Source organism: Romboutsia sp. MSSM.1001216sp_RTP31141st1_G3_RTP31141_220114 (genome assembly GCF_039031195.1).
Taxonomy (GTDB): Bacteria; Bacillota; Clostridia; order Peptostreptococcales; family Peptostreptococcaceae; genus Romboutsia_C; species Romboutsia_C hominis.
On sequence record NZ_JBCIUO010000007.1, the window covers coordinates 25,426 to 42,537 of the forward strand.

At 28.3% G+C, this 17,112-nt stretch carries 19 protein-coding genes; all 19 read right to left on the reverse strand.

All coding sequences use genetic code 11. The annotated features are described in order from the left end of the window. Positions 1–22: 22 nt before the first annotated feature. The 19 genes from murJ to ABCP60_RS10990 all read right to left on the reverse strand — a co-directional run bounded on the left by murJ (position 23) and on the right by ABCP60_RS10990 (position 16,970). Positions 23–1,570, reverse strand: coding sequence for a murein biosynthesis integral membrane protein MurJ (murJ, locus tag ABCP60_RS10900; RefSeq protein ID WP_343101758.1), 1,548 nt, complete (start codon positions 1,568–1,570; stop codon positions 23–25). A 354-nt stretch (positions 1,571–1,924) separates the two neighbouring features. Then, on the reverse strand, positions 1,925–2,386 hold the full coding sequence (locus tag ABCP60_RS10905; protein WP_343101759.1) for a VanZ family protein: 462 nt from the start codon (positions 2,384–2,386) through the stop codon (positions 1,925–1,927). Positions 2,387–2,507: 121 nt separating this feature from the next. Beyond that, positions 2,508–3,560 (reverse strand): flavodoxin-dependent (E)-4-hydroxy-3-methylbut-2-enyl-diphosphate synthase, encoded by a 1,053-nt coding sequence (gene ispG, locus ABCP60_RS10910; RefSeq protein ID WP_195237489.1) that lies wholly within the window; start codon positions 3,558–3,560, stop codon positions 2,508–2,510. A 110-nt stretch (positions 3,561–3,670) separates the two neighbouring features. Beyond that, positions 3,671–4,684: an RIP metalloprotease RseP gene (gene rseP / locus ABCP60_RS10915; RefSeq protein WP_343101760.1), complete on the reverse strand. Its 1,014-nt coding sequence runs from the start codon at positions 4,682–4,684 to the stop codon at positions 3,671–3,673. 44 nt (positions 4,685–4,728) lie between these two features. Then, positions 4,729–5,880 (reverse strand): 1-deoxy-D-xylulose-5-phosphate reductoisomerase, encoded by a 1,152-nt coding sequence (locus ABCP60_RS10920; RefSeq protein ID WP_343101761.1) that lies wholly within the window; start codon positions 5,878–5,880, stop codon positions 4,729–4,731. A 156-nt stretch (positions 5,881–6,036) separates the two neighbouring features. Then, complete coding sequence (locus ABCP60_RS10925) at positions 6,037–6,816, reverse strand: phosphatidate cytidylyltransferase (RefSeq protein ID WP_092925072.1); 780 nt, start codon at positions 6,814–6,816, stop codon at positions 6,037–6,039. 12 nt (positions 6,817–6,828) lie between these two features. After that, positions 6,829–7,551 (reverse strand): isoprenyl transferase, encoded by a 723-nt coding sequence (locus ABCP60_RS10930; RefSeq protein ID WP_092925070.1) that lies wholly within the window; start codon positions 7,549–7,551, stop codon positions 6,829–6,831. Between the two features lie 29 nt (positions 7,552–7,580). Next, entirely contained in the window at positions 7,581–7,784 is a 204-nt protein-coding gene (locus ABCP60_RS10935) for a hypothetical protein (protein ID WP_092925068.1), read from the reverse strand. A gap of 2 nt (positions 7,785–7,786) precedes the next feature. Beyond that, positions 7,787–8,344, reverse strand: coding sequence for a ribosome recycling factor (gene frr, locus ABCP60_RS10940; RefSeq protein ID WP_092925066.1), 558 nt, complete (start codon positions 8,342–8,344; stop codon positions 7,787–7,789). 86 nt (positions 8,345–8,430) lie between these two features. Beyond that, positions 8,431–9,135 carry a UMP kinase gene (pyrH, locus tag ABCP60_RS10945; RefSeq protein ID WP_092925064.1) on the reverse strand — a complete coding sequence of 235 codons (705 nt, stop codon included), beginning with the start codon at positions 9,133–9,135 and terminating at the stop codon, positions 8,431–8,433. 139 nt (positions 9,136–9,274) lie between these two features. After that, positions 9,275–10,180 carry a translation elongation factor Ts gene (gene tsf / locus ABCP60_RS10950; RefSeq protein WP_092925062.1) on the reverse strand — a complete coding sequence of 302 codons (906 nt, stop codon included), beginning with the start codon at positions 10,178–10,180 and terminating at the stop codon, positions 9,275–9,277. A 72-nt stretch (positions 10,181–10,252) separates the two neighbouring features. After that, entirely contained in the window at positions 10,253–10,975 is a 723-nt protein-coding gene (rpsB, locus tag ABCP60_RS10955; RefSeq protein ID WP_092925060.1) for a 30S ribosomal protein S2, read from the reverse strand. Positions 10,976–11,224: 249 nt separating this feature from the next. Further along, positions 11,225–12,424 carry a D-alanyl-D-alanine carboxypeptidase family protein gene (locus ABCP60_RS10960; RefSeq protein WP_092925058.1) on the reverse strand — a complete coding sequence of 400 codons (1,200 nt, stop codon included), beginning with the start codon at positions 12,422–12,424 and terminating at the stop codon, positions 11,225–11,227. 140 nt (positions 12,425–12,564) lie between these two features. Beyond that, positions 12,565–13,152, reverse strand: coding sequence for a 3D domain-containing protein (locus tag ABCP60_RS10965; protein WP_092925056.1), 588 nt, complete (start codon positions 13,150–13,152; stop codon positions 12,565–12,567). A 250-nt stretch (positions 13,153–13,402) separates the two neighbouring features. Continuing rightward, positions 13,403–14,233, reverse strand: coding sequence for a substrate-binding domain-containing protein (locus ABCP60_RS10970; RefSeq protein ID WP_242871307.1), 831 nt, complete (start codon positions 14,231–14,233; stop codon positions 13,403–13,405). Between the two features lie 18 nt (positions 14,234–14,251). Further along, positions 14,252–14,938 (reverse strand): ATP-binding cassette domain-containing protein, encoded by a 687-nt coding sequence (locus tag ABCP60_RS10975; RefSeq protein ID WP_166505700.1) that lies wholly within the window; start codon positions 14,936–14,938, stop codon positions 14,252–14,254. 9 nt (positions 14,939–14,947) lie between these two features. Continuing rightward, entirely contained in the window at positions 14,948–15,589 is a 642-nt protein-coding gene (locus tag ABCP60_RS10980; protein ID WP_092925052.1) for an ABC transporter permease, read from the reverse strand. Positions 15,590–15,604: 15 nt separating this feature from the next. Continuing rightward, positions 15,605–15,811: a TOBE domain-containing protein gene (locus ABCP60_RS10985; RefSeq protein WP_092925050.1), complete on the reverse strand. Its 207-nt coding sequence runs from the start codon at positions 15,809–15,811 to the stop codon at positions 15,605–15,607. 214 nt (positions 15,812–16,025) lie between these two features. After that, a complete protein-coding gene (locus tag ABCP60_RS10990; protein WP_092925048.1) occupies positions 16,026–16,970 on the reverse strand; it encodes a protein kinase in 945 nt (314 codons plus the stop codon). Positions 16,971–17,112 lie beyond the last annotated feature (142 nt).

Below are 17,112 nucleotides of genomic sequence, written 5' to 3' on the forward strand. Positions count from 1 at the left end.
CTCTCTTTTTATTTAATGTATTTTATGCTCTATTTAATTTTTTCATAACCATTTTCTTAAGCATCTTAACTTCTCTAACTCTAAATTTACTAACAAGTATACCATAAACAATAGCACCTACTAATACTGATACACCTGTAGCTATAACTTCTTGTACAAATCCACTACCTAATATACCACTAGATAACTTGTACACAAAGTATGTGGCAACACCCATTACAGCAGAAGCTATTAAAGACTTTACAAAAGTTCTTAATATTCTATCTTGTCCATAGTAACTTATCTTTTTCTTTAATCCTCTAAATAATAATAATATACATATTATAGAAGATAAACTAGTAGCAAGTGCTAGTCCACCAAGTCCAAATACTTGCATTAAAGTAACATCAAAGAATATATTAGCAATAACTGCTATTATACCATTTATCATAGGAGTTTTAGTATCCTTTAATGAATAGTATACCTTACCTAATATATCTCTAAGTCCATAAGCAATCATACCAACAGAATAACACATAAGAGCAATAGCTGTCATTTGAGTTGATGTTTCATCAAAAGCTCCTCTTTGAAATAATATTCTAACTATAGGAGTAGCAAGTACTATTGCCCCAACAGTTATAGGTAATATTATTAAACTTACACAGTTTACGCTAGTTGATACTGCTTCTGCAAACTTTTTCTGATCATTAGTAGTGGATAGCTTTGCAAGTGTAGGATATATAACAGAACCTATAGTAGTTATAAATAATCCTAAAACAAAGAAATTAAGCTTGTTAGCACTATTTAAAGCTGCTATAACACCATCACCTAAACTTGAAGCTAAACTTCTATCTGCCATAGCATTTACTTGGTTGACTGCAACCCCTATTAAAACAGGAAGTATTAACCATATCATCTTTTTAAGATATTTATCTTTAAAATTAACAATAGGCTTAAACTTATATCCATGCTTTATAGCAAAAGGTACTTGGAATAAAAACTGTGAAGCCATACCAATAAGTGCCCCTATTGCTAATATATCAAAGTTATCAGTAACTGCACCTATTATCATAGATATAATTATTATAATATTATTTGGAAGTTGCACCATACCTGGTATAGTGAAGTTTCCTTGTATTTGTAAGTAAGCTGTCATTATATTACTAAGACCTATAAATAAAACACCAACTATTATTATTCTTACAAAATCTACAGTTAGTGCTAATTTTTCACCTGTAAAACTAATAGCAAATAATTTTACTATAGGCTCAGCAAATATATAACCAAATATACTTAAAATTATACTTATTATACTAACTATACATAATATATTGTTTGCAAAATTTTGCGCTCTTTTTTCTCCGCCATTTTCAAGTGCTTCTTGATATAGTGGTATAAATGTAGTAGAAAGTGCTACCCCAACAGCAGCAAACACCACAACAGGTATATTCATAGCTGTTATATATACATCACTATAAGCACTAGTTCCATAAAAATACATTAGGACTATATCTCTTGTAAATCCTAGTATCTTTGATAGCATAGTAACTACCATAAGCCAAAATGCCGATTTTGCTAAATTATTACTCATAAAATCCTCCATGAAGCTTATATTGAAAATGATATTAAATCATTTTTCATCGTCAATATTCCTAGTATATCACTAGTTTAATGATTTGAAAATAATTTTATTATATTTATACAAATATTCCAATTTAACTAATCTTTAACTTAAAAATTATTTTTATAAAAATCATAATTTATGCACTTATGTATCCCATAATAATCTAAAGTTTTAATTACTATATAGATATAAGTAAAAGAAATTGCTAAAAAAATAGATAGTAGGAAATTAAAATGGCTGTAGAGTTATATGATAGTATATGGTATCAATTTCTTTTGGAAAATAAGTTTCCTAATGAGCTTATACGTATAAAATAAAAGACTATAATAATTTATAGCTTTTTTTATTAACAAATTTTATAATTATTACTAAAACACAAAGTCCAATAATAGCCCCTGTAGAATCTACTAAAACATCTCTAATCTCGCCACTTCTACCTGGTATAAATAATTGATGAACTTCATCAGTACAGGCATATATAAAAGTAAAAAATAAAGATGTAATAAATGTCTTTTTAATATATTTATTACTTTCATATATACTCATAAACCAAAGTATAGCAAGAATTGCATATGAAAACATATGGGCACTTTTTCTAATAACAAACTGAGCAATACCATTGACCATCATAATATCTATAGCAGCGCCTATTACAGGTACATTACTAAGGACGTTTATAACACCACTAGACTGAGCTGATGATATGTGAGATGGTTGATTAGACATGTAAAAGATTACACACATCCATAATATAGCTAAGATTAAAAATATTTTCTTCCTCATAACCTCCTCCAATCTATAAAATAATAGTTATATGATAGCATATAAAAAGTATACTTAAAAGATTAAAAATAAAACTAATAATACTAATAAAAAAGAGTACTTTTTCAAGTACTCTTTTTTATTAGTATTTGTCTATTTCATCCATTAGCTCTTTTACTAAATCATCGCCTTTTATTTTTCTAACTATTTCACCTTTTTTAAATAATAGTCCTTCACCTTTTCCACCAGCTATTCCAATATCAGCTTCTCTTGCTTCTCCTGGACCATTTACTGCACATCCCATTATAGCTACTGTTATATCTTTATCCATTTTGCTTATTTTTTCTTCTACTTCATTTACCACGCTTATTAAGTCTATATTACATCTTCCACATGTTGGGCAAGATACTACTTTTATCTTGTCATTTAATAAGTCTAAGCTTCTTAGTATTTCTTTTCCAACTACTACTTCTTCACATGGATCTCCTGTTAGTGATATTCTAACAGTATCTCCTATACCTTTAAGAAGTAATGCTCCTACTCCTATTGATGATTTTATAGTTCCTTTTTTAACACTTCCTGATTCTGTTATACCTATATGAAGTGGATAGTCTACTTTTTTAGATATTAATTCATATGCTTCTAGTGTTTTGTATATATCTGATGATTTTAATGATATTACTATATTTCTAAAATCTAAGTCTTCTAGTATTTTAACATGGCCCATTGCACTTTCAACTAGTGCTTCTGCTGTTGCACTACCGTATTTTTGAAGTAGTTCTTTTTCAAGTGAACCACCATTTACGCCGATTCTTATTTTTAAGTTTTTCTCTTTACATTTATTTACTACTTCTTTTACTTTTTCTATGCTACCAATATTACCTGGGTTTATTCTAACTCCATCTACTCCTTGGTCTATTGCTTCTATAGCTAATCTATGGTCAAAGTGTATATCTGCTATTACTGGTATGTTTACATTTCTCTTTATTTCACCTATGTTTTTTGCTGCAATCATATCAGGTACTGCTACCCTTACTATATCGCATCCTACTTCTTCTAGTCTTTTTATTTGTGCTATTGTAGCATTTGCATCTCTTGTATCACTGTTTGTCATTGATTGTATACTTATTGGGTTATTCCCACCTATTTTTACATTTCCAACGCTTACTTCTCTACATTGTCTTCTTTTATACATGTCTTCACCTCTTTAGTATTTTATGTATTATTTAGCCATATATAGTATTAAAGAGGTGGATTATAGATTTATATCTATCCACCCACCTCCTATTTATTATACTATTTATTTTAGAATAATCTAAGTATGTCTTTGTATGTTACAAATAGCATAAGTCCCATTAGTAACATAAATCCTGCTGTATGTATCATAGCTTCTTTGTTTGGGTCTAATTTTTTCCCGCCTCTTAGACCCTCTATTCCTAGCATTACTAATCTTCCTCCATCTAGTGCTGGTATTGGAAGTAGATTAAGCACTCCTAAGTTTAGACTTATCATTGCTCCTATGTACATAAGATTTGGTATACCCATTTTTGCTGCATCTGAAACTATTCCTATTACTCCAACTGGTCCTGCTACAGCATTTGCAGCTCCTCCAGGTACTGAATTTGTTACTAATTGTCCTAAAAATAGTACCATTTGTCTTAGCATTTCATATGTTCCTTTAAATGCACTTGGTATTGCATTTAGTATGCTTTTATCTCTTTGTGCTGCTATTCCTATTACATATCTTCCTTGTTCATTTTTTTGGGATTGTACATTAAACTCTTTAGTCTTACCATCTCTATCTACTGTTATATTTATCTTTTTACCATCTGTAGTTTGAAGTGTATTTAATATGTCTTCCCATGAATTTATCTTTTTACCATTTATGTCTAATATTTTATCATTAACCATAAGTCCTGCCTTTTGTGCTGGACTATTTTGAGATATTTCTCCTAATACATTTGAATTAGTTGGTGTCCCTATAAACATAAATACTGGTATTAATAATATTACTGTAAATATTATGTTAAAAAATGGCCCTGCAAATAATATACTTGCCCTTTGTAGTAATGATTTTCTACCAAAGGCATTAGGGTCATTTGTTTCTCCATCTTCCCCTTCCATACTTACATATCCACCTAATGGAAGTAATCTTATTGAATACATTGTATTGTTTTTAGTTTTACTATATATTTTAGGTCCCATACCTATTGAAAATTCATGTATTGTTACCCCTGCTTTTTTAGCAAACAGGAAATGTCCTAATTCGTGTATAAATACTATTACACCAAATAATAGTATTGCTGCTATTATAGTCAATTTACCACCTCTTTTTTATATTTAATTAACTTAATCTGTAAAGCTTATTTTATTAAGCCACTTACATATTCTCTAGCCCATTTATCTATATCTAATATTTGTTCTAGAGTTGGCTTTTCTATGCTAGTGTGTGCTTCTAAGGTCTTTTCTATGTATTTTGGTATATCGTAAAACCCTATTTTGTCTTCTAAAAATTCACTAACTAATATTTCATTAGCACTATTTAATACAGCTGAATATGTTCCACCCATTTTTAATGTTTCATATGCTAGTTTTAAGCATGGGAATGTATCCATGTCTGGATTTTCAAATGTTAATGTAGCTATTTTTGCTAAATCTAATCTTTCAAAGTCACATTCTATTCTATTTGGATATGATAGTGCATATTGTATAGGTAGTCTCATATCAGGGCATCCTAGTTGTGCTATTACTGAACTATCTATAAATTGTACCATTGAATGTATTATACTTTGTGGATGTACTACTACATCTATTTTGTCATGTTCTACACCAAATAGCCATTTTGCTTCTATTACTTCAAGTCCTTTGTTCATTAGTGTTGATGAGTCTATACTTATCTTTCTACCCATTGACCAGTTAGGATGTTTTAGTGCTTGATTTTTAGTTACATTTACAAGTTCTTCTTTAGTTTTTCCTCTAAATGGTCCACCTGATGCTGTTAGTATTATTTTTTCTATTTCTTTGTTATTTTCTCCATTTAAGCATTGGAATATTGCACTGTGCTCGCTATCTACTGGAAGTATACTTACTCCCATTTTTTTAGCTTCACTCATTACTAAATCTCCTGCACATACTAATGTTTCTTTGTTAGCTAGTGCTATATCTTTTCCAGCTTTTATTGCTTCTAGTGTAGGAACTAGTCCTACCATTCCTACTATCGCAGTTAATAATACATCTATTTCAGGAAGTGATGATATAGTTTTTAGTCCTTCCATACCACATAATACTTCTATATTTATGTCTGATGGTATCATTGATTTTAATTTTATGTAAGAACTTTCGTTGTATACTGCTACGTATTTTGGTTTAAATTCTTTTATTTGTTCTAGTAATAAGTCTACACTACTATTTGCACTTATTGCTACTACTTCAAATTTATCTTTATGTTGTCTTACTACGTCTAGTGTTTGTTTACCTATTGATCCAGTTGACCCTAGTATTGATATTTTCTTCATTTTGCTTCCCTTTCTATAATTTACTTTATTCATTATTATATTATAACACTATTTATATAATTTTTATCTAATTTGAATATATTTTCAACTATAAAAAATAAGCCTTAGTATTTAACTAAGACTTATATTATAAAAAATTCGCTTTGCTAAAATTCATTATATTATAAAGAATGATATTGCATAGTATATAAATGGTGCTACTAGTATAACACTATCAAATCTATCTAATACTCCACCATGACCTGGTATTAGTTTACCATAGTCTTTTATTCCTACGTATCTTTTTATTGAAGATGCAAATAAATCTCCAAATTGTGCTACTATACTTCCTACACTCCCAATTATAACTAATGGTAATATATTTATATTAAATATATATCCAAATACTATACAACAAATTGTGCTTCCAAGTATTCCACCTATGCTTCCTTCTATGGTTTTTTTAGGACTTACTTTTGGTATAAGCTTGTGCTTACCAAATAAATATCCACTGAAGTATGCAAATGTATCTGTTGCAAATGATATTATAAATATTAACCATACATATAAATGTCCAAATTCAAAATCTTTAAATGTTAATACTATAAAATCTAAAAATATTGCTATGTATATAATACCCATAAAAGTTATAGCTATATCTATAATGTTATTTTTACATCTTAATAAACTAATTATTGATATTAAAAATAATATAAATGCTACTGCATATGTATACTCTAATCTTAAATTAAATATATTTTTAAATGTCAAGTATATAGAAAATATATATCCTATATAATAAATTGGATGTATTTCCTTTGATTTAAAAGCTTTATAAAATTCATTAAGTGCAATAGATACTACTAAAAGTTCTGCTAAATATAGTGGTATTCCCCCAATTATAATGAATATAAATAATGGTACTAATGCTAAACCTGCAATAATTCTTGTACGCATAAATTAATCTCCTTACTTTAGGCCACCAAATCTTCTGTCTCTTTTTTGGTACTCATATATGGCTTTTTGTAGTTGTTTTTCGTTAAAGTCTGGCCAGTGAACATCTGTAAAGTAAAATTCAGAATATGCTGCTTCCCATAATAAGAAGTTACTTAATCTCTCTTCTCCACTAGTTCTTATTATAAGATCTGGATCACTTATAGACTTTGTACTTAAATAACTAGATATTGTATCTTCTGTTATTTCATCTATACTTAGTTTACCACATTTTTCATCTTTTAGTATATTTACTAAAGCATCTTTTATATCATTTCTTGCACCATAATTAAGTGCTAAGTTTAGATTAACTCCAGTATTGTACTTAGTTAATTCATATGCTCTTTCTAATTCATCTATGCATGCCTTTGGAAGTTTAGATGTATCACCTATTGTTGTTATTTTAACATTATTTTTGTGAAGTTCCCTTACTTCATTTTTTAGATATGTTGAAAGTAGGGTCATTAAAGTATCAACTTCAAGCTTTGGTCTTTTCCAATTTTCAGTTGAAAATGCATATAATGTTAAAGTTTTTACCCCTAGTCTATTACATTCTTTTAGCACTTTTCTAATAGTTTCTACACCAGCTTTATGTCCTGCTGTTCTTGGTAGAAATCTAGCCTTTGCCCATCTTCCATTTCCATCCATTATTATAGCTATATGATTAGGTACTCTGTCTAAATCTATATCATAATGCATATTGTACCTCCTAAATACGAATCTGACTCCTATTTTAAGGAGTCAGAAAAGTATGTTACTAATATTTTTACACCTTCAGAAGTCTCAGATATTTTTATGACCTTAGGAACGATTAAAGCTTCTTGATCTTTTTTACCCTTTATCTCTTCTATGGTATATTTTATGTTTTTGTCTTTAAATGTGTCTAAAACATCATTTAAGTGAAGGCCTAATAGGTTATAATATTTTTCCAATATTATACCTCCATTATATCCTTTTCTTTAGCAGCTGCAACAACATCTACTTCTTTTATGAATTTATCTGTTATCTTTTGAACTTCATCTTGTGCTTTTTTAAGTTCATCAGCAGTTAATTCTCCATCTTTTTCCATTTTCTTTAAATTATCGTTAGCATCTCTTCTTTCATTTCTAAGTCTTACTTTGAAATCTTCAGCTGTTTTATGAGCTTTTTTAGCTAACTCTTTTCTTCTTTCTTCTGTTAATGCTGGTACTGATATTCTTATAACTTCACCATCATTTGTTGGGTTAAGTCCTAAATCAGAGTTTCTTATAGCTTTTTCTATTTCAGCCATAGAAGATTTGTCCCAAGCATTTATCATTAAAGTTCTAGCTTCTGGAACAGATACTGCTGCCATTTGGTTTATTGGAGTTGGTGTTCCATAGTAGTCAACTCTTATTTTATCTAACATTTGAGCATTAGCTCTTCCTGTTCTTATTGTAGTGTATTCATATTTTAATGCTTCTATTGTCTTAGCCATTTTAGCTTCTAAGTTCTTATGTATATCTAATTTCATATTTTTCCTCCTAAATATTTTTATCTATATAAACATTATATGCTAATTTTACATTATATAAAATACTTTAGCCATAATTTTAGTTTCTATTTTACTGTTGTACCTATATTTTCTCCCATAACTGCCTTCATTATGTTTTCTGTTGATAATTCAAATACTTTTATAGGTATTTGATTATCCATACATAAAGATGTAGCAGTTGAGTCCATTACTTTTAATTCTTTTTGAAGTACATCTAAGTAAGTTAATTCATCAAATTTAACTGCATCAGCATGAACCTTTGGATCTTTATCATATACTGCATCAACATTTTTAGCAAGTAATATTACTTCAGCTTCCATTTCTGCTGCTCTAAGTGCTGCTGCTGTGTCAGTTGAGAAATATGGATTTCCAGTTCCTGCACCAAATATTACTACTCTTTCTTTTTCTAAGTGTCTAACAGCTTTTCTTCTTATATATGGTTCTGCTATTTGTCTCATTTCTATAGCAGTTTGTACTCTAGTTTGTACATCCATATTTTCTAGTGCATCTTGAAGTGCCATAGAGTTCATAACTGTAGCTAACATTCCTATGTAATCTGCAGTAGTTCTATCCATTCCTTCAGAAGTTCTTCCTCTCCAGAAGTTTCCTCCACCTACAACTACAGATACCTCTACACCTATTTCTCTTATTTTCTTTATAGCAAGTGCTATATCATTTACTATATCGTTATTTATTCCAAATCCTCTATCACCAGATAATGCTTCTCCACTAAGTTTTAGTAGTACTCTTTTGTATTTTGGCTCGATCATTAGAAAATCCTCCCTAAATTTACATTTATCTTATTTTGCTATTGTTTTTGTATTTTTTTAACATTATATAAAGCTTTTAGCTTAATATAATGTCTTTTCCTTAAAAAAAGGAGAACACTTAAGTGTTCTCCTTTGGTCATTACTTAAGTTGCTTAGCAACTTCTTCTGCAAAGTTTTCTTCTTTCTTCTCTATACCTTCTCCAACTTCGAATCTAACTACGTTTCCTAAAGCTATTTCAGTTCCTAACTTCTTAGCAGTTTCAGCAACTAATTGCTTTATAGTTAAATCTCCGTTTTTAACGAAAGGTTGCTCTAATAAGCAAACTTCTTTTAATTGCTTTTCAAGTCTTCCTTTTATCATCTTCTCAACTATGTTAGCTGGCTTTCCTTCGTTTAAAGCTTGTTGAGTTAATATTTCTGTTTCATGTGCTATGTATTCTGGATCTACGTCATCTCTTGAAACGTATTTTGGGTTCATAGCAGCAGCTTGCATTGCTATATCTCTTCCCATTGCTATAACTTCTGCATCTCTGCATGGAGTTATCATTTCAACTAAAACACCTATTTTTCCTCCACCGTGGATGTATCCAGCAACTTGTCCGTTAGTAGATATCTTAGCGAATCTTCTTACGTCTAATTTTTCTCCTATTGTAGCTATTCTGTTGTTTAATACTTCAGAAAGTACACCTTCAGCATGATTTTCAGCTAATAATTCAGCAACTTCTGTGTTTTCTGTAGCTAAAGCCATTAAAGCAACATCTTTAACGAAAGTTTTGAAATCTTCGTTTTTAGCAACGAAGTCAGTTTCTGAGTTTACTTCTACTATTGAAGCAACAGTGTTATCTTCATTTATTTCTATAGCAACTAAACCTTCAGCAGCTATTCTATCAGCTTTCTTAGCAGCTTTAGATAAACCTTTTTCTCTTAGTATATCTATAGCTCTTTCCATATTTCCTTCAGCTTCTTGTAAAGCTTTTTTACAGTCCATCATTCCTGCGCCTGTAGATTCTCTTAATTCTTTAACCATTTGTGCAGTTATAGCCATTTTGAGTTCCTCCTATATACTAGTAAAGGTAAGGGTGACCCTTACCTTTTAATTTTGTAGATTAGATTTAGATTATTCTTGATCTTGTGCTTCTTCTTCTACTTCTTCTTCAGCACCTTGTCTACCTTCTATTATAGCGTTAGCCATAGCTCCAGTTATTAATTTAACTGCTCTTATAGCATCATCGTTACCAGGTATAGCGTAATCTAATTCATCTGGATCACAGTTAGTATCTACTATACCGAATACTGGGATTCCTAATCTGTGAGCTTCTTGTATAGCTATGTTTTCTTTTCTTGGGTCTACTACGAACATAGCTCCTGGTAATTCAGGCATATCTTTCATACCGTTTAAGTATTTTTCAAGCTTTTCTTTTTCAGCTCTTAATTTTATAACTTCTTTTTTAGGTAAAACGTCGAATACACCTTCGTTTTCCATTTTTTCTAATTCTCTTAATTTGTTTATTCTTGTTTGTATAGTTTTGTGGTTTGTTAACATTCCACCTAACCATCTTTCGTTAACGTAGAACATTCCACATCTTTCAGCTTCTTCTTTTATAGCATCTTGAGCTTGCTTCTTAGTTCCTACGAATAAAACTGGCTTTCCGCTTTCAGCTATTTCTTTCATAGCTTTGTAAGCTTCTTCAGCTTTCTTTACAGTTTTTTGTAAGTCTATTATATATATTCCGTTTCTTTCTGTGAATATAAATTTAGACATTTTAGGGTTCCATCTTCTTGTTTGATGTCCGAAGTGAACACCAGCTTCAAGTAATTGTTTCATTGATATTACTGACATTTTTTTCCTCCTGGTTTTTAACCTCCGGCATGATCAACTCCCAAAAAAACCTATTAGGCACCTTTTTAGGATCCCATTGCCGTGTGTGATTTTATTTTTTTACCTTTAGTAGTATATCATATCAAATTTTAAAATACAATATATTTTATGATTGATTTTATGTTTATTTTTTTCATTTGTTTTTGTTTGAAAATTTCTATTTCTTCTATTATAAATTATTCTTTATTTTTATATATTCTATACATTTTATTAGTCAGCAAATATCATCTTTATTCTATTTTTAAAGCTTACTTTATCTATATCATTATCACTTACTATATTTACACTACCTAATACTTCACCACTATCTGTAAAATATTTTATAACCCCTAATACATCTCCCTTTTTAACTGGGTATTTTATTTCTTTAAAAGTTATTTGAGATTTTAGCTTTTCTTCTTTAGATAATATTGTATATAATTCTTTGTTTGTTACTAATTTAATTTCTAGTTCATCTATACCTTTTATATACTTTTTACCTATTAATTTATTTTTGTCCATTACCTTTTGGGTGCTAAAATTTTCTTTTCCATAGTTTAGCATACTAATAGCTGCTGATAATCTTTTTTGCTTATGATTTGCACCTAGTGTTACTCCTATTAGCCTATGCTCTTTTTCATTATTGTTATCTTCTTTTACCATCATAGAAAAAGATAAACAATATCCAGCATTTCCTGTATATCCTGTTTTAATTCCATCTACATTTGGTGATGTACTCATTAATGCTGAGTTTGTGTTATTTTTGCAAAAATCTCTTTCTGGATAACTATATGTTCTCATATTAGTTATACTTACAACTTGTTTTTCATAATTATCAAACATAAACTTTCCAAGCTTTGCAATGTCTCTTGCGCTTGATATATTTTCTTTTGGTGGCTTTGTTTTATCATTAAGATCATATATAGGAAGTCCATGTGGATTTACAAAGTGAGTATTTGTCATACCTAATTCTATACACTTTTCATTCATAGACTTTACAAATTCCTCTTCACTTCCTTTTATATGTTTTGCTATTGCCACTGCTGCATCATTTCCTGATACTATCATTAGACCTTTCATAAGTTCAATTAAAGGTATTTTTTCACCTTCTTTTAAATGATAACTAGATCCTCTTACTTTAGCTATAGATTTGTCTACAGTTATAATATCATCTTTTTTAACCTTTCCTTCTTCTATAGCTTCTATAGCTAGTAAAAAGGTCATCATCTTACTTAAACTTGCTAGTGGTCTTTTAGCATCTGCTTCTTTTTCATACAATACTCTTCCAGTTAACTGGTCTATAAGTATTGATGATTTTGAAAACTTATCTACTCTATTGTTGTCATCAGAATAACTAAAAGTAGGAGTTAAAAATGCACAGATGACAATACTTACAATTAATTTTTTTACTCCTTTTTTCAATAACTTCACCTTCTTATATTGATTAATAAGTCTATATTATTTTTTTCCTATTTTGAAAATAATATATCAGTTATTATTTTACATAATAAATTTTTCAAAAAAAAAGCAAACAGAAAACTAAAAATTTTCTGTTTGCTTTTTTGTAGTATTTATTTTCCTAGTATTTGAATTTCAATTGTTCTTCTTCCCCAGTTATAACATTCACTTTTACTATTCATATATATATCTATTTTATTTCCTTTTATAGCTCCACCACAATTATTTGCTATAAATGTTTTATTAAAATAAGGTATATATACTTTTGTTCCATATGGTATTACTTTAGGATCAACTGCTATTGTTCCCCATACTGGTTTTTGCCCTGTTGATGTTATACCATACCCTGTATAAGCAGTTGCTACGACATTCATTTTTTTATTTGTTGTTCCTGTTGATGCGTTGTTGTTTTGATTATTGTTTGATTGATTTTGATTTGCTTTTATATAACGAGTACTTGACCACCCTATTTTTCCATCATGTAATTTTACTTTATACCACCCATTGCTGTTTTGAAGTATTGTTACTTTTTCATTTCTTACTACTTTATCAACTACCCTATATTTTGTTGATGGACCACTTCTTACATTTAATCTTGAAGTTGTTACTACTCCTAGTGTATCTGCAAATGTATTAGTCATTCCTAGTGCAAATATACATATACTAAATAGAAAACCCAATATTATCTTTTTATTTTTCATAGAAGCATTCCCCCATTTATAAAATTAATTTGTAACTATTTTGTAACTTTATATTTATATAGTAGCTAACTATTATCCATTTGTAAACTATTTTTAGAAAATTATTTACAAATAAGTTACATTTTTAGAATTTTAAAAAGGTCTACTTAATAAAAAATTTTTATTTATAATAAATTAAAAGCTACCTAAAACTTAGGTAATATTAACTATTTTATAGTTTAAAACCTATTTTAGATAGCTTTATTTTTATCTATTTAAAAGTATAAAATAATGACTTTCCATATTTATCTTTTCCATACTCTTTTATAGATTTTTGTACATCTTCTGACTTATAATAATCAACTAATTTATCTGTTATTTCTTTCATATTTTCTTCTAACCCATTTATTGTAACTATACTATATACATTTTTTAAACTTTCATCAGCATCTTTTACTAAACTTAAATCTAAATTTTCCTTAGTTGCTAAGTAAGTTCCTATATCTGTTAATGTATATGCACCCATTTCACTAGCAGTTTGTAAAGTAGATGCCATACCCTTACCTACTTCTTTGTAGTTCTCAAATGAATTTTCTTGTCCTATATTTTCCCATATAGATAATTCTTTTGTATGTGTTCCTGATTTATCTCCTCTAGATACAAAGTTTAGATTATTTTCTTTAATATATTTAAAAGCATCTTCAACGCTCATTTTGCTTATCTTTTCATTATGTTTTCCATCTTTTGGACCTACTACTACAAAGTAGTTATACATTATTTCATGTCTAGAATCTCCATAACCTTCCTTTATAAACTCTTCTTCTTTAGACTTAGCATGTACAAATAATACATCTGCATCTTTTCTCTTTCCTAATTCTAAAGCTTCTCCAGTTCCCTTTGCTACAACTTTAACATCTACATTATTTTCTTTTTCAAAATCTTTTAAAGTTTCTTCTAAAAATCCTGTATCATCTAAACTTGTTGTTGTAACTAATTTTATATCTTTTGGAGTTTCACTTTCTTTTGTGTCTGTAGATGAACATGCTACCATAGATAAACTAAGTATACCTACCATTAATAATTTGGTTATTTTTTTATTCATTTTTGCTCCCCTTAATCTTTAAAATTTCATTACCCCATTAAAAAATACATCCGATTCATAAGTGTCTATATGTTTTAAGTTTTCCATAAATACTATGTAATCACTTATTTTTTTTGCTTGCATAAAATCGTGTGTTACTAATATTACAGTTTTTCCTTCTTCTTTTAATTTTAGTATCTCTTTTTCTGCTTTTTTTATAGTGTTTAAATCCATGTTAGCCATAGGTTCATCTAGCAAATTATACTCTTTATTCATTATTAAGCTTCTTATAAACTGAGCTTTTGCTATTTCTCCACCAGATAACTTTTTTACATTGGTACTTAATTTTTTATTTAAGTCAAACTTATCTATCAATTTATAAAGATAGGATTTGTCTTTTATAAATTGTTCTTTACCATATTCATATATGTAATTAAAATTATCCATTAAGCTCCCACTTAAAAATCTACTTTCTTGTGGTGTATATGATAAATATTTATATATATTTTTATTATTCATACATTCATTATCTATATATTCATCATTTATAGTTATACTTCCATCTTGAAAATTTTCTATATTGTAGATTATTTTTATTAATGTACTTTTCCCACTTCCATTGTGTCCAACTATGGAATATATCTTACCTTTTTGAAAATTTATATTGTCTACAGTTAATACGCCTTGATTTTCTATTTGTTTTTTTAATCCATAAATACTTATCATCTTTACTCCTTATATAACCGACTGCAATTTCTTTATAATAATTGTAGATATTGTGGATATTGTTAATAGTATAAATGCTATTACCAAAGATTCATCAAAATCCCCCATAGAAGTTGAAAGTGCTATATATGTTGTCATAACCCTAGTTGAGCCCTTTATATTTCCACCAACTAACATAACAGCGCCAACTTCTGAAATTCCTCTACTAAATGTAGTTATACAAACTGTTAATAGATGATACTTTATTTCCTTTAAAAATATTTTTGGTATATTTTTGTCTTCTATTTGAAGTACCTTGCACGTTGTTAAAATATCTCCTCCAAATTTATTTAGTAAATCTATTATTAAACTCATAGCCATAGGTATCAAAAGCATAGCTTGTGCTATTATCATAGCTACAGGTGTAAATAATAATTTAAATTCTCCTAAAGGTCCTTGTCTTGATAACATTAAAAACACTAAAAGCCCCATTATAACTGGCGGTGTACTCATTAGTGCATTTACAAATGTTATTATATATTTTTTAAATCTAAAGTTTTTTAAGTATATAACTATACTTAATACTATTGCAATTATCATAGCTATCATAGTTGCGGTTGTTGTTACTATTAATGATAAGCTAATTATTTGAATTATATCATTTACTTCCATATTATCTAAATTGTCTTAATCAACCATTAACATAACAGAACTTGATTTTATAACACTTGTTACTTCATCTCCAACTTTAATGCCTAGATCTTCAATAGCATCTATTGTAACAACAGATGTTAACATTTGACCATTTATATCTATTGTTACTTTGGCATTTATAGCGCCCATTTTTATTTCCTTTACTATTCCTTTTAATTGGTTACGTGCACTTAGTTTCATTTTTATTTGCCCCCTCATTTGCTACTTTATTATATTCACTTTGAAAGTATATCATCTACCTTTTTTTACAACAATATAGTTTCGTTCATCTTTTTCATCGTTTTTTCTGTTTTATTATTACTTTTTTTACTACAAATTAATTTTTTATAATTTTAATTTTTATATAATTTTAGTTTTGCATTTAAACATATAAAAAAGACCACTTTTTGTGGTCTTATAATATACTAAGTATTGTTATAAATACTAAACTAATCATTGATACTGCTAATAATATTTTACGTTTTTTAATTTTTTTGGGCCTTTCTATTGTTTCTTCTATATCTTCATTAATTTCCTCAGTATCTATTATATCTGCTTTTTCATACATTACATTACTTAAATCTATTAATATATCTTGTAAATATTCATATTTTTCATTTCTACTTAATAATTTTTTTATAATATTTATAAATTTATCATTGCCATTGATCGCTATATTTTGGTTCCAATTAATACCTTTATCTATGTTTTTTAGCATTTCTTCCTCATTTTTACCTTCTTCAAAAGGAAGCTTTTTAAATATAGATTCAAATAGTATTATTCCTAAGGAAAATAAATCACTATCTAAGTCAGTGAAATTTATGCATAGCTGATGTGGACATAAATATCTAAACTCTCCCCCAGCCCTTATATTTATTCCATTATTAGCTTTTGTTGTTTGGAAGTTTAATAAGCGTATATTATAATCTTTATCTACAAGTATATTAGTTGGGTTTAAATTTCCATGATACACATTATTTTCGTGAAGTATTTCTAATGCTTTTACAATCTGAGTTGCTATATTTATTATAGCTTCTAGGTGTAAATAGTTCCCATTTATCATATTTACTAAGGTTATTCCATTATAATATTCACTTACCATATAATAAAGTGTTGTAAGTTCTGTACAGTGAACACCTACATCGATGGTTTTTGATATGTACTTTGAGTGTATGTTATTTATCATAGTAGTTTCGTCTATTAAGTTAGTTATAAAATTACTTTCCATATACTCATTATGTTCAACTACCTTTATAAGTACTTTTTTATTGTCAAATACATCTCTTGCTTTATATATTTTATTTAATTCAAGTTGCCCATCGCAGTTTAAAAGTTCATATCTATTGCCTATAAAAGTCACATATTCCCCCCCTTTCTAAATTCTGCTATTAATATTATATGTTTAATTATATCAACATTTGTATCCTTTTTCCATATGTTATATATTCATATGATTTTTTATATTATTCGGAGGAATTTTGATATTTTTTAGTGTAACTTAA